This is a genomic window from Microbacterium sp. ZXX196, from assembly GCF_009709595.1.
In the GTDB taxonomy this organism is placed as follows: domain Bacteria; phylum Actinomycetota; class Actinomycetes; order Actinomycetales; family Microbacteriaceae; genus Microbacterium; species Microbacterium excoecariae.
In genome coordinates this window covers 1-17,228 of the sequence record NZ_WMEE01000010.1, presented here as the reverse complement: position 1 = coordinate 17,228, position 17,228 = coordinate 1, and the positions used below count along the sequence as shown (strand labels likewise).

Below are 17,228 nucleotides of genomic sequence, written 5' to 3'. Positions count from 1 at the left end.
CGCGGGGCCGAATCGCGGTGGGGAGAAGTGCCCGCCGGCGCGCGCCGCGCGTGCGAGGATCGGGGCGTGGAGGATGGTGCGGCGAACGAGCTGACCCTGGCGGACGGGCGCGTGGCGCGCCTCAGCCCGCGAGACGGCGGCTGGACGCTCGTGATCGACGGCGTCGCGCAGTCGCACGTCGGCCCGCCCGGCCAGGCCCCCGTCCTCGCCTACGCGCGCTGGATGTCGGCCGCCATCGGCGGCGGCGCGCCCGTTCGGGCCGCGCATCTCGGCGGCGGCCTCCTCACCGTCCCCCGCGTCGTGGCCGACCGGCGGCCCGGATCCCGCCAGGTCGTGTGGGAGATCGAGCCGGCGCTCGTCGCGCTCGCGTCGGGGCGCTTCCCGGCGCCGGAGGGCGTCGAGGTGCGCGAGGCCGACGCGCGCGCGGCGCTGGAGGCGGCGGAGCCCGGATCCGCGGATCTCGTGACGATCGACGTCTTCGCGGGCGGGCGGATCCCCCCGGCCTTCTCCTCGGTCGAGGCCGCCCGGGCGGCCCGGCGCGCGCTCGCCCCCGGCGGCCGGCTCGTCGTGAACTCCGTCGCCGGCGCGCCGCTGCAGTTCACGCGGCGCCAACTCGCGGGCCTGCGCGAGACATTCCCGCACGTCGCGCTGATCGTGCAGGGGTCCTCCCTCGGCGGCCTGCGCTTCGGCAACGCGTGCCTCGTCGCGAGCGACGCCGAGCTCGACGCGGAGCGAATCCGCGCCGAGCTGCGAGGCGACCCGTCCAAGGGCGCGCTGGTCACCGACCTCGACGGCATCGTCGACGACGCGGCGCCCCTCACGGACGCCGAGGCTCAGTGGTCGCCCGAGCCCGACCTCCCCGACGCGTCGCGCGCGATCGCGGCGCTCGACGAGATGTCGGACGCGCTCCGGCGCCTCCTGCCGGGGCGGTAACTACTCGCGCGAGGCGTCACTGGACGGCTGTTCCGCGGATCCGTCGCCCTCGTCGTCCTTCGGCAGGAGCACGGGGCCGTCGTGCGGCTTCGCGACGTCGCGCGGATCCACGACGAGGAGCAGCAGCGCGAGCACGAGCAGCACGACGATGAAGACGATTCCCGCCATGATGGCGGCCATGCGCCACGCCGCCTGGGCGATCTCGCCGCCGGATCCGGTGAACGCGCCCATCGACATCGCGGTCACGAAACCGGCGAACAGGGCGGCGGCGAGGGCGATCCCGATCAGCTGCACGGGCTTCATCAGGTCGCGGCGGGTGGGCTGCTTCTCGGTCATCAGGCGTCCTTCGACAGCGGCTTGTTCTGCGGCGTCGGCGAGAGCGCGCCGATCGCGAGGTACACGGCGACGAGGGCGGCCCAGCCGCCGAAGAGCCCCACGCCGATGATGGTCCCGGTCAGGGTGAACGAGCGCCCCGCCTCCTCGATCGCGTACTCGAGCGCGTACCCGGGCGAGACGACGAGGGAGACGGCCGCGAGGAGCGCCGTGAGCCCGCCGACCGCAATCGCGTCGCGCGCCTCGGGGCTCGGGCGCCGGCGGCGGGCGGCGATGCCCGCGATCAGCTCGACGGCTCCGGCGGCCGCGGCCCAGCCGATGACGACGATGTGGAACACCGCGGCGGGGTCGCCCGGCAGGAGCGTGCACAGCGCCCCCGCGATGAGGTAGAGCGCGGCGAGGACCCGCGACAGCGAGGGCGAGCGGCGCCCGCGCACGAAGAGCGCGTCGGCGAACAGCAGCACGGCGGTCGCATACGCGAAGATCTGGAAGGCGGCGAGCGCGAACCCGGGCGTGCGGTCCTGCACGAAGGTGACCACGAGCGCCGCGGCGGCCGCGAGGAGAGCGCGGAGGAGGACGACGGCGCGGTCGGCGGCCGGCGAGGTGAAGCGCACGTGCATGGGATCCTCACGGTTCTCAGGCGGGATGACCCCATCCTATTTGGCCGCACGCTGGGAGGTGCCGGGGCGTCAGGCTACGCGGCGGCCGTCCGCGAGGTGGATGAGGCGATCCGCGGCCCGGATGTCCTCCTCGTCGTGGGTGACCCACCCGATCGCGCGGCCCCGCGCGGCCTCGTCCGCGAGGATCCGCCGGACGCGCGCGCGGCTTTCGGCGTCGAGCCCGGCGGCCGGCTCGTCGAGGATCATGACGGGCGCGTCCTGCGCGATGCCCTGCGCGATGAGCGCGCGCTGGCGCTGCCCGCCCGAGAGGGCGTGGAACGAGCGCCGCGCGAGATCACCCAGCCCCACCCGACCGAGCGCCGCCTCGGCCCGGACGCGCGCCTCGCGACGGGGCAGTCGGCGCCGCCACGTGCCCATCTGGGCCACCTCGCGCACCGTGAGCGGCAGCGCCTCGGGCACCGCCGCGCGCTGCACGACGAGCGCCACGTCGCCCGAGCGCTCGACCCGCCCCGCCCGCGGCTCGCGCACGCCCGCGAGGATCTCCGCGAGCGTCGATTTTCCGGATCCGTTCGCCCCCACGATCGCGGTGACGACGCCGGGCTCGAGCGCCGCGTCGACGTCGTGCAGGACGTCGACGCCGTCGTAGGCGAAGCAGATTCCGTGGGCGCGGAGCGGGAGGGTCATCACCCCTCTAATGTAATTGATAACCGTTCTCATTGTCATGTACGGTCTCTCCTCGTGCTCCTTTTCGATCCGTTCGCCGCCGACTTCATGGCCCGCGCCCTCGCCGGCGGGGTCCTCATCGCCGCGATCTGCGGCATCGTCGGCACCTGGGTCGTCACGCGGGGGATGGCCTTCCTCGGCGAGGCGATCGGGCACGGCATGCTCCCTGGCGTCGCCCTCGCCACGCTCGCCGGCTGGCCCGTGATCCTCGGCGGCGCCGCGAGCGCCGTCGCGATGAGCGCCGCGATCGGCGCGCTGCAACGGCGCGGGCGCCTGTCGTACGACACGAGCATCGGGCTGCTGTTCGTCGGCATGCTCTCGGCGGGCATCATCATCGTGTCCCACTCCGCGAGCTTCGCCACCGACGCGACCGTCATGCTCTTCGGCGACATCCTCGCCGTGGGCCCGGCGGACCTCGCGCTCCTCGCGGCCGCGCTCGTCGCGACGGCGGGCATCGCCTGGGCGATGCACCGCCCATTCGTCGCGGCCGCGTTCGACGCCCGCATCGCCGAGACGTTGGGGCTCCGCCCGCGCCTCGCGCAGGTCGCGCTCACGGGGCTCGTCACGCTCGCGATCGTCTCCTCGTACCAGGCGGTGGGATCCCTCCTCGTCGTCGGCATGCTCCTCGCGCCCGCCGTCGCCGCGGGCCGGTGGACGCGCACGATCCCCGCGACCATGGCGCTCGCCACGGCCTTCGGCGTCGCGGCCGTCTGGGGCGGCCTCCTCATCTCCTGGCACGCCGCGACGGCCGCGGGCCCCACGATCGCGGGCCTCGCCATCCTCCTCGCGGGCGCCTCGGGTGCGGCGTCGGCCGCGCTGCGCCGCACCCGCCGTACCCACGCCGCCCACGCCCCGGGCGCCCCCGCGCCCGCCGGCACCCGCACCCCCGTCACCGCGGCCTCGCCCGCACCCGCACACCCCGGCATCGAAAGCTCCACATGATCCGACGCACCCTCCTGCCCGCCACGGCCCTCGCCTCCCTCGCCCTCGCGGGCTGCGCCTCCGGCACCGCGACCGCCCCGCCCCCTTCCTCCTCGTCCGCGCCCGCAGCGGGCCACGGCGCCGTCGACGGTGCGCAAGAGATGTCCGAGCCGCAGTCCCGGATCCTGTCCGTCTCTGCCGAGGGCGAGGTCGGCCTCGTCGACCTCCTCTCCGGCGAGGAAAGCGCGTTGGGCCGGGTCGGCGCACCCGCCGGCGTCGCCTCGGACGGCCGGTTCGCCTTCGTGACGACCGCCGACGGCGTCGACATCGTCGACGGCGGCGCGTGGACGTGGGACCACGGCGACCACTTCCACTACTACCTCGCCGAGCCCCGCGTCGTCGGATCCCTCCCCGGCGACGGACCCGCGCACGTCACGACGACGCCGCTGTCCTCGGCGGGCACGACGGGTGTCTTCCTCGCCGGATCCGGCGAGGCCGTCGCGCTCGACATGACGGCCCTCGACGACGGGGAGATCTCGGAGCGTTTCCGCGTCTCCACCGGCGCGACGTCCGGCGTCGTCGCCCCGGTCGGGGACGGCGCGCTCGTCGCGGTCGCCGACGGGTCGGGCGCCGACACGGCCACCCTGTACGACCCCTCGGGCGCGGCCGGCGAAGCGGTCGCGTGCGCCGACCCCACGGGCGCCATCACGACCCGCGTCGGCACGGCCATCGGGTGCGCCGACGGCGCCCTCCTCGTCACGGGCGAGGGCGCGGACGCCGCGATCGAGCGGGTCGCGCTCCCCGAGGGCGGCGCGCTCGCCAGCGACTTCGCGGGGCGCAAGAACCGCCCGACCGTCGCGGCGCTCGCGGGCGACGGGGGCGTGTGGCTGCTCGACACCCGCGCGGCGGAGTGGACCCACGTCGACATCGACGCCGACCTCGCCCGCGTGGTCGCCGCGGACGACGCGGCGGGCCACCTCGTGGCCGTCGACGCCGCGGGAGCCGTGCGCGTGTTCGACGAGGCGGGGCAGGAGCGCGGATCCACGGATCCGCTCGTCGAGGATCCCGCCGGCGCGACCCTCACGGTCGACACGGAGCGCGCATACCTGACCTCTCCCGAAGCGGGGCTCGTCTACGAGATCGACTACGCGGACGGCGCGCGCATCGCCCGCGAGATCGCCACGCCCACCGACCCTGACGCCGCGGTCGAGGTCGGGCGATGACGGGCCGGGGGATCCGCCGCGCCGCCGCGATCGTCGCCGGTGCCCTCGCGCTGCCCGCCGCGCTCGCGGGCTGCGGGGCCGCCGCGGCCGGGGACGACCCCCAGATCCAGGTGACGACGAACATCCTGGGCGACGTCGGGACCCGCATCGCGGGCGACGAGGCGACCGTGACGACGCTCATGAAGCCGAACGCGGATCCGCACTCCTTCGAGATCTCGGCGCAGGAGGCGTCGCGCCTGCACGACGCCGACCTCGTCGTCTCGAACGGCCTGGGGCTCGAGGAGGGCGTGGAGCAGCACCTCGTCGCCGCCGCCGAAGCCGGTGCCCACCGGTTCGTCGCGGGCGACCACATCGAGGTCGTCGCGTACTCGAGCGAGGACGCGCAGGGCCCGGATCCGCACTTCTGGACCGATCCGGCGCGCATGGTCGACGTCGTCGACGCGCTCGAGGAGGAGGTCGCGGCCCTCGACGGCATCGACCCCGCGGCGATCGCCGACAACGCCGACGCGTACCGCGCCGAGCTCGCGGACCTCGACGACGAGATGTCGGCGGCGTTCTCCGCGATCCCGGCTGAGGCGCGCCAGCTCGTCACCAACCACCACGTGTTCGGCTACCTCGCCGAGCGCTTCGACTTCACCGTCGTCGGCGCCGCGGTGCCGGGCGGCACGACCCTCGCGTCGCCGTCGGCCGCGGACCTCGCCGACCTCGCCGGCGCGATCGAGGAGGCCGGCGTCGCGACGATCTTCGCGGACTCATCCCAGCCCGAGCGCCTCATCGAGGTGCTCGCCTCCGAGGCCGGGATCGACGTGGGCGTCACCCCGCTATTCACCGAGTCGCTCGCCGAGCCGGGCGAGACCGGCGACACCTACCTGTCCATGATGCGCGCCAACACCGAGCGCATCGCCCACGGCCTCGCACCGTGAGCGCCCCACAGCACGAAAGGAACACCATGTTCACCAGGAGCACACGCGCCCTCGCGGGGGCGGCGTCCCTCGCGGCCGTCGCGCTCATCGCGACCGGCTGCGCGAGCGGATCCGCCGGGGAAGGATCCGCCGACGCCGGATCCGCCGCGGCCGCCGACGTCGCGGCCGGGGACCGCCTCGCCGTCTCGGTCGCCGGGGAAGTCCTCGTCCTCGACGCCGAGACCCTCGAGGTCGTCGAGTCGTTCGCGTCGGAGGACTTCACGCGCCTGAACGCCGTCGGCGACGGCCGGAACGTGTTCGTCACCACCTCGGAGGGCTTCCAGGTCCTCGACACGGCCGCGCCGGATCTCACCGACACGGTCATCGCGGCCGACGCGGCGGGCCACGTCGTCCGCCACGGCGGGAAGACCGTCCTCTACTCGGACGGCTGGGGCGAGACGACGATCCTCGACACGACCGCCCTGCTCGATTCGGACGGCGCGCTCCCCGAGACCACCACCTACGAGGCGGAGGAGGCGCACCACGGTGTGTCCATCGTCCTCGAGGACGGCACCCTCGTGACGACCGTCGGCGACGCGACGAGCCGCTCCGGCGCCGTCGCGCTCGAGCCGCACGACGACCACTACCACGAGCTCGCTTCCTCGGACGCGTGCCCCGGCATCCACGGCGAGGGCACCGCGGCCGGCGAGGCCGTCATCTTCGGCTGCGAGAACGGCGCGCTGCTGTTCCACGACGGCGCGTTCGAGAAGTTCGAGGCCCCGGACGAGTACGGTCGTATGGGTAACGCCTACGTCTCCGAGACGAGCCCGATCATCGTCGGCGACTACAAGAACGACCCCGACGCGGAGGGCTACCTCCTCGGATCCGTCGCGCTGATCGACACCGCGGCCCACACCTACGAAGTCGCCGACCTCGGCGGCATCGAGTACACCTGGCGCGGCGCCGTCCGCGGGCCGGAGGACCTCGCCTACATCCTCGGCACCGACGGCGCGATCCACGTGCTCGACCCCGCCACGGGCGACGTGACGGACGAGTTCCCCGTCATCGACGCGTGGGAGGGCCCGGCCGACTGGCAGGACCCGCACCCCGCCATGACGACCGACGGATCCGTCGCGTACGTCGCCGACGTGGCGAACGACCGCGTCGTCTCGGTCGACCTCGCCACGGGCGAGGTGCTCGCCGAGAGCGACGCCCTCCCGGCGGCGCCGAACGAGATGGCAGTCAACCTGGGCTGATCAAGACCCGCGCGGATATGGGGATCCGCGCGCCGCCCCGCACGCGCGGGGCGTGGGGGCGGGATCCACTGCGGATCCCGCCCCCTTTTCCGTCCCCGGGGCGCGGTCCGCCCGCGCGGGTCAGGCTTCGGTGCGCGCGAGCGGGAGGAACGCGAGGAACTCGTCCGTGTGGTCGCCGGGGGTGATGGCCCGCAGGACGACCTCGTCGACGGCCGCCGTGTAGGCGTCGAGGCGCGGCGCGATCTCCACGTCCGGCTCGGGCGGCAGGACGGTGTCGCGCGCCGTCACGCCCAGCCGGGCGAAGTGGGCCGCGTAGGCCGGGTAGCCGCCGTACCGGTCGGCTTCTTCCTCGAGGCGGCCCCGGGCCGACGGCTCCGCGTTCGTCCGCGCGTACAGGACGACCTCCCCGGCGGGCTGGACGGCGTGAAAGGCCTCGGCCTGCTCCCGGGCCGCCTCGGGCGTCAGCCAATTGAGCACGAGGGCGTCGGCGTGCCGCGCCGCGAGCTCGCGCATGCGCGGCCCGAGCGCGCCGAGCGCGAGCCGCGCATCGGTGCCCGCGCGCAGCTCGGCGAGGGTCTGCTCGACCGCCGCGAGCGCGCCGCGGCGCATCTGGCCGGATCCGATGCCGAGGGTCAGCCGGTCCGCCGGGATCTCGAGGCGCTCGATATCGTCGAGCAGCTCGCTGACCGAGCGGCGGTCGATGGGGATGACGCCCGTCGCGACGCGGAGGTTCTCCGTCTCGCGCGCGGCCGCGGCGGCGACCTCGAGCGCGTTCGTCCCGGGGGTTTCGTTGATCCAGAGAGTCCGGAAGCCCGCTTCTTCGAGACGGGGCGCGAGCGCGGCCGCCTTCTTCGCGCCGAGCTCCCCGGCGATTCCCAACGACACGCGCCTGTGGTTCATCCGTCCACCCCACCGGACGCCCCCCGGATCCGTCAACTCCGGGAACCGGCGCGCGCGTCAGGCCAGGTCGAGCCGCATGAAGTGGGACAGCGGGTTGTCGACGTAGTCGCCGAAGGCGGCGCACGGGACGAAGCCCTCGCTGCCGTACAGGTGCCGGGCGGCGTCGAACGACGGCGCGGTGCCCGTCTCGAGCCACACCGACGCGTAGCCGCGGGCCCGCGCCTCGGCGAGCGCGTGCCGGAGGATCCGCCGTCCGACGCCGCGGCCGAGGTGGTCGGCGTGCGTCCGGAACGACTTCAGCTCGCCTCGGCCGGGCCCGATCTCCGCGAGCCCGCCGACCCCGGCGAGGGCGTCGCCGTCCCACGCCGACCACAGCGTCACGCCGCGCGCGAGGAGCCGCTCGAGGTCGTACGCGTACACGAGCTCGGGGGCGGATCCGGCCCGCATCTCCGCGACGTGCCCCGCCACGAGGGCGCGGGTCGCGGGGTGGGTCAGGTCGTCTTCGCGGATCTCGAGCGGCACGGATCCATTATCCGACCAGCGCGACGAAGGCCCGGGCGGCGGGGCTCGGGTCGGTCGCGTGCCAGGCGAGGTGCTCGACCCGCTCGGCCGCGCCCGTCGTTGGGATCGCCACGACGCCGGGGGCGCCCTCCGCCACGGCCGGGGCGAGCATCGCGACCGCGAGGTCCGCCGCGACGAGGCCGAGGATGTGGTCGGCGTGCCACGCCTCGAACGCGATGTCGCGGCGGATCCCGGCGGCCTGAAACGCATGGTCCGTCTGCGCGCGGCCGCTGGTGGGGGCGCGCGTTCGTGCTCGGCGCCCTGAACATCGGGCTGTTCTTCCCGCTGTTGTTCGTGGCGGCCGAGCGCCTCCCCGGCGGCGTCGCCGCGGCCGCGTCGGGGCTGCTCCCGGCGCTCTCGCCGCTCGTCGCCGCAGCCATCGGGGTCGGGATCCTCGGCGAGACGTTCACCCCCGCGCAGGCCGCCGGCTTCGCGCTCGCGATGGCGGCCGTGATCGGCGGTCAGGTGTGGGCCACCCGGCTGGCCCGCGGCGCGCGCCCGACGGGCGCCGTCGAGCGGGAGACCCCGGCGCCGGAGGCCGCGCCCGTCGCGTAGCGCCTCAGGCCCAGGGGTGCGTGCGACCGAACGCCCGGAGCACGGCCTCGGACTTGGCCATCGTCTCGTCCGCCTCCGCCTCCGCGTCGCTGTCGATCGTGATCGCGCCGCCCGTGCCGATCGTGGCGGATCCGCCCGCGAGGACGGCCGTGCGGATGACGACCGACAGGTCGACGGATCCGCAGCGCGAGAAGAACCCGATCGCGCCCGCGTACACCCCGCGCGGGGCGCTCTCGAGCCGGTCGAGCAGCTCGACCGTGCGCCGCTTGGGCGCGCCCGTCATGGATCCGGGCGGGAACAGCGCCTCGGCCGCGCGGACGCCGGCCGCCTCCCGCGGGAGGAGCTGGGCAGTCACGCTCGTCACGAGCTGATGGACCGTGGCGTAGCTCTCGACCGCCATGAGCCGCGGCACCTCGACGGACCCGGGCGCGCTGATCCGGCCGAGGTCGTTGCGCAGCAGGTCGACGATCATGAGGTTCTCGGCGCGGGTCTTCGGATCCGCGGCGAGCGCGTCGGCCACCGCCCGGTCGCGCGCCGGATCCGCGTCGCGGCGCGCCGTGCCCTTGATGGGCTTCGTCTCGGCGCGGCCGCCGGGCGTCACGGCGAGGAAGCGCTCCGGCGAGCACGAGAGCACCTCGCGGCCCGGGAACCGGAGGTAGGCGGCGTAGGGGGCGGGGTTGCCGCGGCGGAGGCGGCGGTACGCCGCGAACCCGTCGCCTGCGAACGGGAAGGCGAGGGCGTAGGTGTAGCAGGCCTCGTACGAGTCGCCCGCCTCGAGCCAGCCCGTCACCCGCGCGAGGTCCGCGACGTAGCCCGCGCGGCTCACGCTCGCCGAGGCGGGGCCGGCGGGGTCCGCCGGGGGCGGATCCGCGAGGTCCGGCGCCCGGGCCGCCTCCTCGAGCGCGCGCCGGACCCAGGCGCCGGCCTCGCGCGTCTCGCCCTCCGGGCCGACGGCGACCGCGTGGATCCGCCCCTCCTCGTGGTCGATCAGCAGGAAGCGGCTGAGGTGGACGAGCTCGGCGGCGGGGCCCGGTCCCGGTTCGCCCGCGCCGATCGCCTTCGCGCCGTACCCGACGGATCCGACGTACCCGCCCGCGAACGGGAGGCCGGCGGGCGCGACGGGGTGGGCGGTCACGGCCGCGGCGAGCGCGTCCCAGACCGCGTCGTCGTCCGCGCGGATGACGTCGTCGCGCGGGGTCTCCGGGGCGCCCAGGAGCGACCAGCGCCCCATGCCGTACGCGCGCTGCGCGCTGTCGAGCCAGACGGCGACGGGCCGGTCGCCGTACAAGTGCGCGAAGATCGCGTCGGGGGCGCCCGCGAGCGGGCGACTGTCCGAGGTGAGCGTCCACGTCATCGCGGGCCCCGTCCCTGCGCGAGGAAGGCGCGGACCATGAGCCGCCCGTCCGGCGTGCCGATCGACTCGGGGTGAAACTGCACGCCCCACCACGCCGCCTCGGGCCGCTCCCCCGCCATCGGGGTCCCGTCGGCCGCGCGCGCCGTGATCCGCAAGGGCGACGGCTCGGCGACGACGAGCGAGTGGTAGCGGACGGCGTCGAACGTGCGGGGCACGCCGCGGAACAGGGCGGATCCGTCGTGCGTCACCCGCTCGACCCGCCCGTGCGCGGGGCGGGCGCGGACGACGGATCCGCCGAGCGCGACGGCCATCGCCTGGAACCCGAAGCACACGCCGAGCACGGGCACGCGGGCCGCGCGGAGCACGTCGAGACCGCGACCGACGTCGGCGGCCTCGTGCGGCGTCCCGGGGCCGGGGCCGAGGACGATGTGGGTGAACGAGTCGAGGCGCGCCGGGTCGACCGCGTCGTTCTGCACGAGGGTCGGCCGCGCGCCCGTCTCGGCCCAGACGAGCTGCTCGACGCTGCCGGTGTACGAGTCGTAGTTGTCGACGATGAGCACCCGGGGCGGGGCGGTCGCGTCGGTCATCCGCCCATTCTCCCCCGCCGCCCGCGGATCCGCCGTCCACGCGGCACACTGGGGGCATGCAGCAGCTCGACGGTGCGCCGGCGGATCCGGCCGACCTCGCCCCCCTCGCCCTCCTCGGCTTCGGGCACTTCACGACGATCGACGTCGACGCGGGGCGCGTGCGGGGCCTCGGCCTCCACCTCGACCGGCTCGCGCGCGACACCCGGGAGGTCTTCGACGTCGACCTCGACCTCGACCTCGTGCGGCACCGGATCCGCTCCGCGATCGCCGACGAGCCCGATCGCGTGGTCGTGCGCATCACGCTGTTCGACCCCGCGCTCACGCTCGTGCGGCCGGGCGCCGACGCGCACCCGCGGATCCTCGTGACCCCGCGCCCCGCCCTCGCGCACGCCCCCGCGCCGCTCCGGCTGCGGTCCACCCCGTTCGGGCGCCAGGAGCCGCGCATCAAGCACACAGGCCTATTCGCGGCGCTGCGCCAGCGCCGGCTCGCGCAGCGCGCGGGGTTCGACGACGCGATCTTCGTGGATCCGTGGGGTCGCCTCGCCGAGGGGCCGACGTGGAACGTGGGCGTCGTCGCGGGCGGGGAGATCGTGTGGGCCGCGGGCGACGCGCTGCCCGGCGTCACCCGCGCGCTCCTCGAGGCGCACGCGGGCGGCCGCGTCGAGCCCGTCGGCCGCGAGCGGCTCGGCGCGCTGGAGGCCGCGTTCGCGACGAGTTCGGGCGTCGGCGTCCGGCCGATCGCGTCGATCGATGAGGTCTCGTTTCCGACCGATCACCCGGCGTTCGACACGCTCCGCGCCACCTACGCGGCGATCCCGGGCGAACCGCTCTGACGCGTCAGAAGCGCCCCGCAAGCTGCACCCCCGCGAGCGCGAGGCCCGCGAACAGGACGCCCCACAGCACGATCGAGATGACCTGCCAGAAGATCACGCGGTTCTTCGGCGCCCCGAACCCCACGATGATCGCGGAGGTGATCTGGCTGGGGAGGACGAGCTGGCCCAGCAGGCTTACGCCCGCAACGCCATAGCGATCGAAGCGCGCCTTGAGCTTCTGGCGGCGCGGGCTCAGCTCCTTCGGCTCCTGGTTCCGGGTCGCGGCGGAGCGGATCCCGTGCGCCGACAGCACGAAGATCGTCATGGAGACGACGTTGCCGAGGACCGCCGCCGCCACGGCCACGACCGGCGGGATCCCCGCCAGCACCCCGACGAACGACCCCGCGTACGACTCCACGAAAGGGATCGCCCCCAGCAGGATCAGACCCACCCACTGCACGGCCGGGGGGAGGGATTCGGTAAACGACTGGAGCGATTCGATCATGTCACCAGTCCACCCGTCCGCGCAGGGGACCGCCTCCCCCGCAGGGCGGATCCGCCTCCCCCGCCCGGGTGGTTCAGGCGCCCGCGGCCCGGGGGTCCGGCCGCGGGGTCCAGTCGGGCGCGGGGCGGAACGCGCGCGTGAGAACGAGGATGACGATCGTTGTGGCCAGGAGGATCCACCCCGGGATCCCGACGGCGGATCCCCACAACGGATCCGCGCCCGCGCTTGCCCACCACAGCGGGTACGCGAAGGCGGTGTTGAGCGCGCCGTGCGCGACGGCGGCGGGCCACACGCTGCGCGTGGCGTAGCGCGTCCACTGCAGGAGCACGCCGACGAGCAGCGTGAACACGCACATGAGGGCGAGCCCCACCGCGTCGGGGCGCGCGAAGTTGTAGCCGAGGAGGATGACGGGGGCGTGCCACAGCCCCCAGACGACGCCGATGATCGCGGCGGAGGGCCAGAACCCCAGCGGGGCGAGCGCGGTGGTGAGGTAGCCGCGCCAGCCGAGCTCCTCGCCGAAGGCGAGCACGGTCGCCTGCACGATCGCCACGGGCGCGAGGACGAACTGCACGACGACGAACGTCAGGGTGTCGGGCCCGCCGATCGCCTGGAGCTGCGCGGCGAGCGCGGTCATGCCGGGATCGATCAGCGACCAGCCGGCGACGTGGGCGAGCGCCATGGCGCCGAAGGCGATCGCGAACAGCGCGACGGGCGCGAGCAGGAACAGGGCGATCTTCCGCCCCACCGGGCGGAACGGGATCAGCCCGAGATAGCGGGCGCGGGATCCGCGGGGCACGGTCGCGAACGTCACCGCGAGCGCCGCGAGCGTCGGCGTCGCCATGAGGGCCGCGGCGCCCACGGGGAACAGCGGCGAGGCCAGCCCGTCGCCGAGCCACAGCGGCAGGCACACGAGCCAGCCGAGCCCCGCCGCGATCGCGAGGAAGGCCGCGACGGGGATCCACGGCACGCGCGCGGGCGGGATCCCCGGTCGAGCGTCGTGCGGGGAGAACAGGTCGGCGGCGTTCACGGTGCCATCGTCTCGCGGAGGGTGCCGCGCGCGCCTCCCCCGCAGGGCGGATCCGCGCCGGGTCGGCTCAGCCCTCGCCGCCGCCGAGGCCGCCCGAGAGGCGGCGGTGGAGGTCGCCGGGCGCGCCGTCCATGCCCTCGATCACGGCCGTCTTGCCGTGGGCGGCGTACTTCGTCACAACGGCGTCGAGCGCGGCGACGGTCGAGGCGTCCCACACGTGCGACCGCGACATGTCGATGACGACCCGATCCGGGTCCTCCGCGTAGGCGAACTGCGTCGTGAGGTCGTTGCTCGAGGCGAAAAAGAGCTCGCCCACGACCGCGTAGCGGGCTTCCTCCGCCGAGGCTTCGCGGGTCACGGTAACGAAGTGCGCGACGCGGCGGGCGAAGAGGACCATCGCGGCGAGCACGCCGAGGACGACCCCGACGGCGAGGTTGTGCGTCCACACCGTCGCCGCGACCGTGATCACCATGACCGCGGTCTCGCTCTTCGGCATGCGCCGGAGGGTCGAGAGGCGGACGCTGTGCCAGTCGAACGTGGAGGCCGAGACGACGACCATGACGGCCACGAGCGCCGCCATCGGGATGAGCGCGACGACGTCGCCGAAGACCACGACGAGGATGAGGAGGAACACGCCGGCGAGGAAGGTGGAGATCCGCGTGCGCGCCCCCGAGGCCTTCACGTTGATCATCGTCTGGCCGATCATGGCGCAGCCGCCCATGCCGCCGAACAGGCCGGAGAGCACGTTGGCAAGCCCCTGCCCGACCGCCTCGCGCGGCTTGCGCGAGTGGGTGTCGGTGATCTCGTCGACGAGCTTCGCGGTCATGAGGGATTCGAGCAGCCCCACGACCGCCATCGCGAGGGCGTAGGGGGCGATGATCCGAAGCGTCTCGAGGGTGAGCGGGACGTCGGGGAAGAGGAACGCGGGCAGGCTGTCGGGCAGCGCGCCCTTGTCGCCGACCGTCGGCACGTCGATGCCCATCGCGACGACGACGGCGGTGACGAGCACGATCGCCACGAGCGGCGCGGGCACGACCTTCGTCAGGCGCGGCAGGAGGAGGATCACGGCGAGCCCGACCGCGAACAGGGGGTACACGAGCCACGGCACGCCGATCAGCTCCGGCACCTGCGCGGAGAAGATGAGGATCGCCAGGGCGTTGACGAACCCGACCATGACGGAGCGGGGGATGAACCGCATGAGCTTCGCGACGCCGACGAGCCCGAGAACGACCTGGATGAGCCCGCCGAGGATCACGGTCGCGAGGAGGTACTCGAGCCCGTAGTCCCGCACGACCGGGGCGACCACCAGCGCGACGGCGCCCGTCGCGGCCGAGATCATCGCGGGGCGCCCGCCCGCGAACGCGATCGTGACGGCCATCACGAAGGAGGAGAACAGCCCGACCCGCGGATCCACCCCCGCGATGATGGAGAAGGCGATCGCCTCGGGGATCAGGGCGATCGCGACGACGAGGCCCGCGAGCACCTCGCGCGTGAGGATCCGCGGGCTCCGCAGCGCCTGCAGGACGGTCGGCTCGATGCGGTAGCGCGAGGACGGATCCTGCGCGGGAGTGACGGTGGTCATGCGGCTCCTCGGCAGCGCGCACCGGCGGCTCAGGTCGGCGCGAAAGAATGGGACATGGTCCGATCGGACCGGGTCAACCCTACCGTAACGTAAGGGTAGGGTTGACCGACGACCCGACGACGGGAGAGCCATGACCGACGCGCCCCTCATGCACATCGGCGAGCTCGCGGAGCGCACGGGGCTCTCGCTGCGCACGATCCGGCACTACGACGAGGTCGGCCTCGTCAAGCCGTCGGGGCGGTCCGACGGCGGCTTCCGCCAGTACAGCGAGGGCGACCTCGACCGGCTGCTCGTCATCCGGCGCATGAAGCCCCTCGGGTACTCGCTCGAGGAGATGGCGGCGCTCCTGGCGGCCGTCGACGGCACGGATCCGGACGCCCCGGCCGCGCTCGAGCGCTTCCGCGAGGACGCGCGCGAGCGCCGCGCGAAGCTGGCGCGGCAGGTGGACATGGCCGACGAGTTCATCGCGCGTCTCGGCTGACGCACGTCGGGCGCGATAGGTTGCGGACCGGGGGTGCCATGAACGACACGAACGAGGCCTTCGTCGACGCGCACGACAAGGCCCGCCGGCGCTACGGGCGCTTCAACCTCGCCGTCGTCGGCGGCACGGGGGTGGGCAAGTCCTCCCTCGTCAACGCCGTGTTCGGCCGCGATCTCGCCCGCGTGGGCAAGGGGCTGCCCGTGACGGAGGGCGTGCACTACTACCACGACGACGTGCTGGGGATCTGGGACGTCGAGGGCTTCGAGATCGGGACGGCCACGTCGCCGGCCGAGGCGCTGCGCGGCCACCTCGCGCGGATCGCGGCCCGGCCCGCCGAGGAGCAGATCTCCGTCGTCTGGTACTGCGTCGCCGCCCGCGCCGACCGCCTGACGAACGCCGACGTGGCGATGATCCGCGAGCTCGACGCGGCCGGGCTCCCCGTCATCCTCGTCCTGACCAAGGTGGAGTTCTCGCGCCACCCGGTGACCGGATCCGTTCGCCTCCCGCGCGACGTGGCGGAGTTTCGCGACTGGCTCGTGGATCCGCGCGATCACGACGGCAACCGGATCCCCCTCCCGGTGCACGCCGTCATCCCCACCGCCGCGCACGGGCCGCACGGAAAGGGCGCGGGGCCTGGGCTCGGTGAGCTCGTGGCCGAGACGCTCGCCCTCTCGCCGGAAGACGAGAAGGACGCGTTTCGCGTGGCTCAGCGACTCAACCTCCCCTGGAAGCGCAAGATGGCCCGGCCCATCATCGCTGCTGCGGCGGCTTCCGCTGCCGCCGCGACCGCGGTTCCCCTCCCCGTCGCGGATGCGACCGCCCTGGCGCCGATCCAGGTGACGATGATGGCGAAGATCGCCGCCGTCTACGACCTGAAGCTCACGTCCATGCTGTCGACGTCGACGATCGCGCAGCTGTCGGCGCAGATCACGGGCCAGGCGCTCGCGCGCAGCTTCCTCAAGCTCATCCCGGGCGCGGGCAGCGTCATCGGCAGCTCCGTCGCCTTCGCGCTCACCTACGCGATGGGCGAGGCGTGGGTGCGGGTGTGCGAGCGCGTGCAGGCCGGCAAGCTCGACCTCGCTCGCGTCGGCGACGCGTGGGAAGACCTCGGCCCCAGCGCCGGATCCGTCATCCGCGAGATGGCGACGAAGCGGATCCGGCGGGGGTAAGGGCGGGGCCAAGACGATCCTCGCCGAAAACCATGAGCACCTGTGCTACTCATAATTTTCGCGTCGAGGATGATGAGTAACTGCGCCCGCCGGCATGTAGGTCGTCCCTCGAGCAGTCGGCGCGCCCTATTCGTCCTCGAACTGTAGAGATCGATCAGAGTTGTCCGCGGCACCCGCAGCATGCTGCGGCGCCCAGACACGAGTTGTCCGCCGACCCGAGCACGTCGTGCCGACGTAAATGTCCATCTGTCGCCAGCCCGCGTTCCAGTCCCCGGACAGACTTCGCGCGCGAGACTCGCGACCATCAATCCTGAGCGGACGCCGTCAGCTCCATCATCCGCTGGGCATAGGTATCGCCGTCGATCTCACCGTCGCCGTACTGGCGCATCAGCTCCTCGATCTGGGCCTTCAGCTCCGCCCGATCCGCTACTCACTCCTCGTTAGACGTTCGATGACGGACTTCACGCGGGGTGAGCTGGTAGGGAACCGCCCGCCCGGCTGACTAGGTCTACTCATCCATCTCATCCTGATGTTCGCACCAGTGTTCACCGGCGTGCCCGGCTGGAAGCCGACAGAACACACCGCCGAGCTTTTTTCGCCCGTGTGGAAAGTACAACGCGTTGCACCACTCAGTTGAATCAGTCACAAGTCTCCCCAGTCTCATGCATTGTCATTGATTGCCGGCGCGATCGCGCGAGGACGACCGGCTAGGGTGTGTCTGACAATTGCCGGGTCCAGGCGATGACGGCGTTGAGGATGACGGCGGCGCGGTAAACGACGGCGA

The 17,228-nt window shown here is 73.9% G+C and carries 20 protein-coding genes; 9 read left to right on the top strand and 11 right to left on the bottom strand.

All coding sequences use genetic code 11. The features are described 5' to 3' along the window. The first annotated feature begins 66 nt into the window (after positions 1 to 66). The gene (locus GJQ66_RS09510) at positions 67 to 933 is read left to right on the top strand and encodes a fused MFS/spermidine synthase (protein ID WP_155049095.1); all 867 of its coding nucleotides are present in this window, start codon (positions 67 to 69) and stop codon (positions 931 to 933) included. Here the strand turns inward: GJQ66_RS09510 and GJQ66_RS09505 are convergent, their stop codons facing one another. The 3 genes from GJQ66_RS09505 to aztA form a co-directional block, all read right to left on the bottom strand. Continuing rightward, positions 934 to 1,269, bottom strand: a complete 336-nt coding sequence (locus tag GJQ66_RS09505) for an amino acid transporter (protein WP_155049094.1) — start codon at positions 1,267 to 1,269, stop codon at positions 934 to 936. It abuts the gene before it with no gap. Further along, positions 1,269 to 1,886, bottom strand: a complete 618-nt coding sequence (locus GJQ66_RS09500; protein ID WP_155049093.1) for an acyl-CoA synthetase — start codon at positions 1,884 to 1,886, stop codon at positions 1,269 to 1,271. Before GJQ66_RS09500 ends, GJQ66_RS09505 begins: the two co-directional genes overlap by 1 nt. Positions 1,887 to 1,955: 69 nt before the next feature. Next, complete coding sequence (gene aztA, locus GJQ66_RS09495; RefSeq protein ID WP_155049170.1) at positions 1,956 to 2,570, bottom strand: zinc ABC transporter ATP-binding protein AztA; 615 nt, start codon at positions 2,568 to 2,570, stop codon at positions 1,956 to 1,958. 54 nt (positions 2,571 to 2,624) lie between these two features. Between aztA and aztB the strand changes: the two genes are divergently transcribed. From aztB to aztD, 4 genes are read left to right on the top strand one after another with little or no spacing between them, the layout of a single operon-like run. After that, complete coding sequence (aztB, locus tag GJQ66_RS09490) at positions 2,625 to 3,551, top strand: zinc ABC transporter permease AztB (protein ID WP_368732851.1); 927 nt, start codon at positions 2,625 to 2,627, stop codon at positions 3,549 to 3,551. Next, complete coding sequence (locus GJQ66_RS09485; protein ID WP_155049092.1) at positions 3,548 to 4,753, top strand: ABC transporter; 1,206 nt, start codon at positions 3,548 to 3,550, stop codon at positions 4,751 to 4,753. Before aztB ends, GJQ66_RS09485 begins: the two co-directional genes overlap by 4 nt. After that, a complete protein-coding gene (aztC, locus tag GJQ66_RS09480; protein WP_155049091.1) occupies positions 4,750 to 5,676 on the top strand; it encodes a zinc ABC transporter substrate-binding protein AztC in 927 nt (308 codons plus the stop codon). Before GJQ66_RS09485 ends, aztC begins: the two co-directional genes overlap by 4 nt. Before the next feature lie 26 nt (positions 5,677 to 5,702). Beyond that, the gene (aztD, locus tag GJQ66_RS09475) at positions 5,703 to 6,911 is read left to right on the top strand and encodes a zinc metallochaperone AztD (protein ID WP_155049090.1); all 1,209 of its coding nucleotides are present in this window, start codon (positions 5,703 to 5,705) and stop codon (positions 6,909 to 6,911) included. A gap of 120 nt (positions 6,912 to 7,031) precedes the next feature. On the opposite strand, the gene GJQ66_RS09470 is transcribed toward aztD, so the two are convergent. From GJQ66_RS09470 to GJQ66_RS15390, 3 genes are read right to left on the bottom strand one after another with little or no spacing between them, the layout of a single operon-like run. Further along, entirely contained in the window at positions 7,032 to 7,811 is a 780-nt protein-coding gene (locus GJQ66_RS09470; RefSeq protein ID WP_155049089.1) for an LLM class flavin-dependent oxidoreductase, read from the bottom strand. A 57-nt stretch (positions 7,812 to 7,868) separates the two neighbouring features. Further along, complete coding sequence (locus GJQ66_RS09465; protein WP_368732850.1) at positions 7,869 to 8,333, bottom strand: GNAT family N-acetyltransferase; 465 nt, start codon at positions 8,331 to 8,333, stop codon at positions 7,869 to 7,871. A gap of 7 nt (positions 8,334 to 8,340) precedes the next feature. Continuing rightward, positions 8,341 to 8,562, bottom strand: a complete 222-nt coding sequence (locus GJQ66_RS15390; protein WP_368732856.1) for a LysR substrate-binding domain-containing protein — start codon at positions 8,560 to 8,562, stop codon at positions 8,341 to 8,343. A gap of 59 nt (positions 8,563 to 8,621) precedes the next feature. On the opposite strand from GJQ66_RS15390, the gene GJQ66_RS15295 reads away from it, so the two are divergent. After that, positions 8,622 to 8,927 carry a hypothetical protein gene (locus tag GJQ66_RS15295; RefSeq protein WP_368732849.1) on the top strand — a complete coding sequence of 102 codons (306 nt, stop codon included), beginning with the start codon at positions 8,622 to 8,624 and terminating at the stop codon, positions 8,925 to 8,927. Between the two features lie 4 nt (positions 8,928 to 8,931). Here GJQ66_RS15295 and pabB read toward each other — a convergent pair whose 3' ends face one another. Continuing rightward, on the bottom strand, positions 8,932 to 10,281 hold the full coding sequence (pabB, locus tag GJQ66_RS09455) for an aminodeoxychorismate synthase component I (RefSeq protein WP_230379507.1): 1,350 nt from the start codon (positions 10,279 to 10,281) through the stop codon (positions 8,932 to 8,934). After that, entirely contained in the window at positions 10,278 to 10,868 is a 591-nt protein-coding gene (locus tag GJQ66_RS14705) for an aminodeoxychorismate/anthranilate synthase component II (protein WP_230379506.1), read from the bottom strand. The genes pabB and GJQ66_RS14705 overlap by 4 nt, the downstream gene beginning before the upstream one ends. 56 nt (positions 10,869 to 10,924) lie before the next feature. Here GJQ66_RS14705 and GJQ66_RS09450 point away from each other — a divergent pair, with 56 nt between their 5' ends. Then, positions 10,925 to 11,701, top strand: coding sequence for an aminotransferase class IV (locus GJQ66_RS09450; protein ID WP_155049087.1), 777 nt, complete (start codon positions 10,925 to 10,927; stop codon positions 11,699 to 11,701). 4 nt (positions 11,702 to 11,705) lie between these two features. Here the strand turns inward: GJQ66_RS09450 and GJQ66_RS09445 are convergent, their stop codons facing one another. The 3 genes from GJQ66_RS09445 to GJQ66_RS09435 form a co-directional block, all read right to left on the bottom strand. Continuing rightward, positions 11,706 to 12,185 (bottom strand): hypothetical protein, encoded by a 480-nt coding sequence (locus GJQ66_RS09445; RefSeq protein ID WP_155049086.1) that lies wholly within the window; start codon positions 12,183 to 12,185, stop codon positions 11,706 to 11,708. Between the two features lie 73 nt (positions 12,186 to 12,258). Continuing rightward, positions 12,259 to 13,212 carry a CPBP family intramembrane glutamic endopeptidase gene (locus tag GJQ66_RS15385; RefSeq protein WP_155049085.1) on the bottom strand — a complete coding sequence of 318 codons (954 nt, stop codon included), beginning with the start codon at positions 13,210 to 13,212 and terminating at the stop codon, positions 12,259 to 12,261. A 67-nt stretch (positions 13,213 to 13,279) separates the two neighbouring features. Further along, positions 13,280 to 14,794 (bottom strand): SulP family inorganic anion transporter, encoded by a 1,515-nt coding sequence (locus tag GJQ66_RS09435; RefSeq protein ID WP_155049084.1) that lies wholly within the window; start codon positions 14,792 to 14,794, stop codon positions 13,280 to 13,282. Between the two features lie 130 nt (positions 14,795 to 14,924). Here GJQ66_RS09435 and GJQ66_RS09430 point away from each other — a divergent pair, with 130 nt between their 5' ends. After that, positions 14,925 to 15,275, top strand: coding sequence for a MerR family transcriptional regulator (locus GJQ66_RS09430; RefSeq protein WP_155049083.1), 351 nt, complete (start codon positions 14,925 to 14,927; stop codon positions 15,273 to 15,275). Positions 15,276 to 15,313: 38 nt separating this feature from the next. Beyond that, on the top strand, positions 15,314 to 16,444 hold the full coding sequence (locus tag GJQ66_RS09425) for a YcjF family protein (protein ID WP_155049082.1): 1,131 nt from the start codon (positions 15,314 to 15,316) through the stop codon (positions 16,442 to 16,444). Positions 16,445 to 17,228 lie beyond the last annotated feature (784 nt).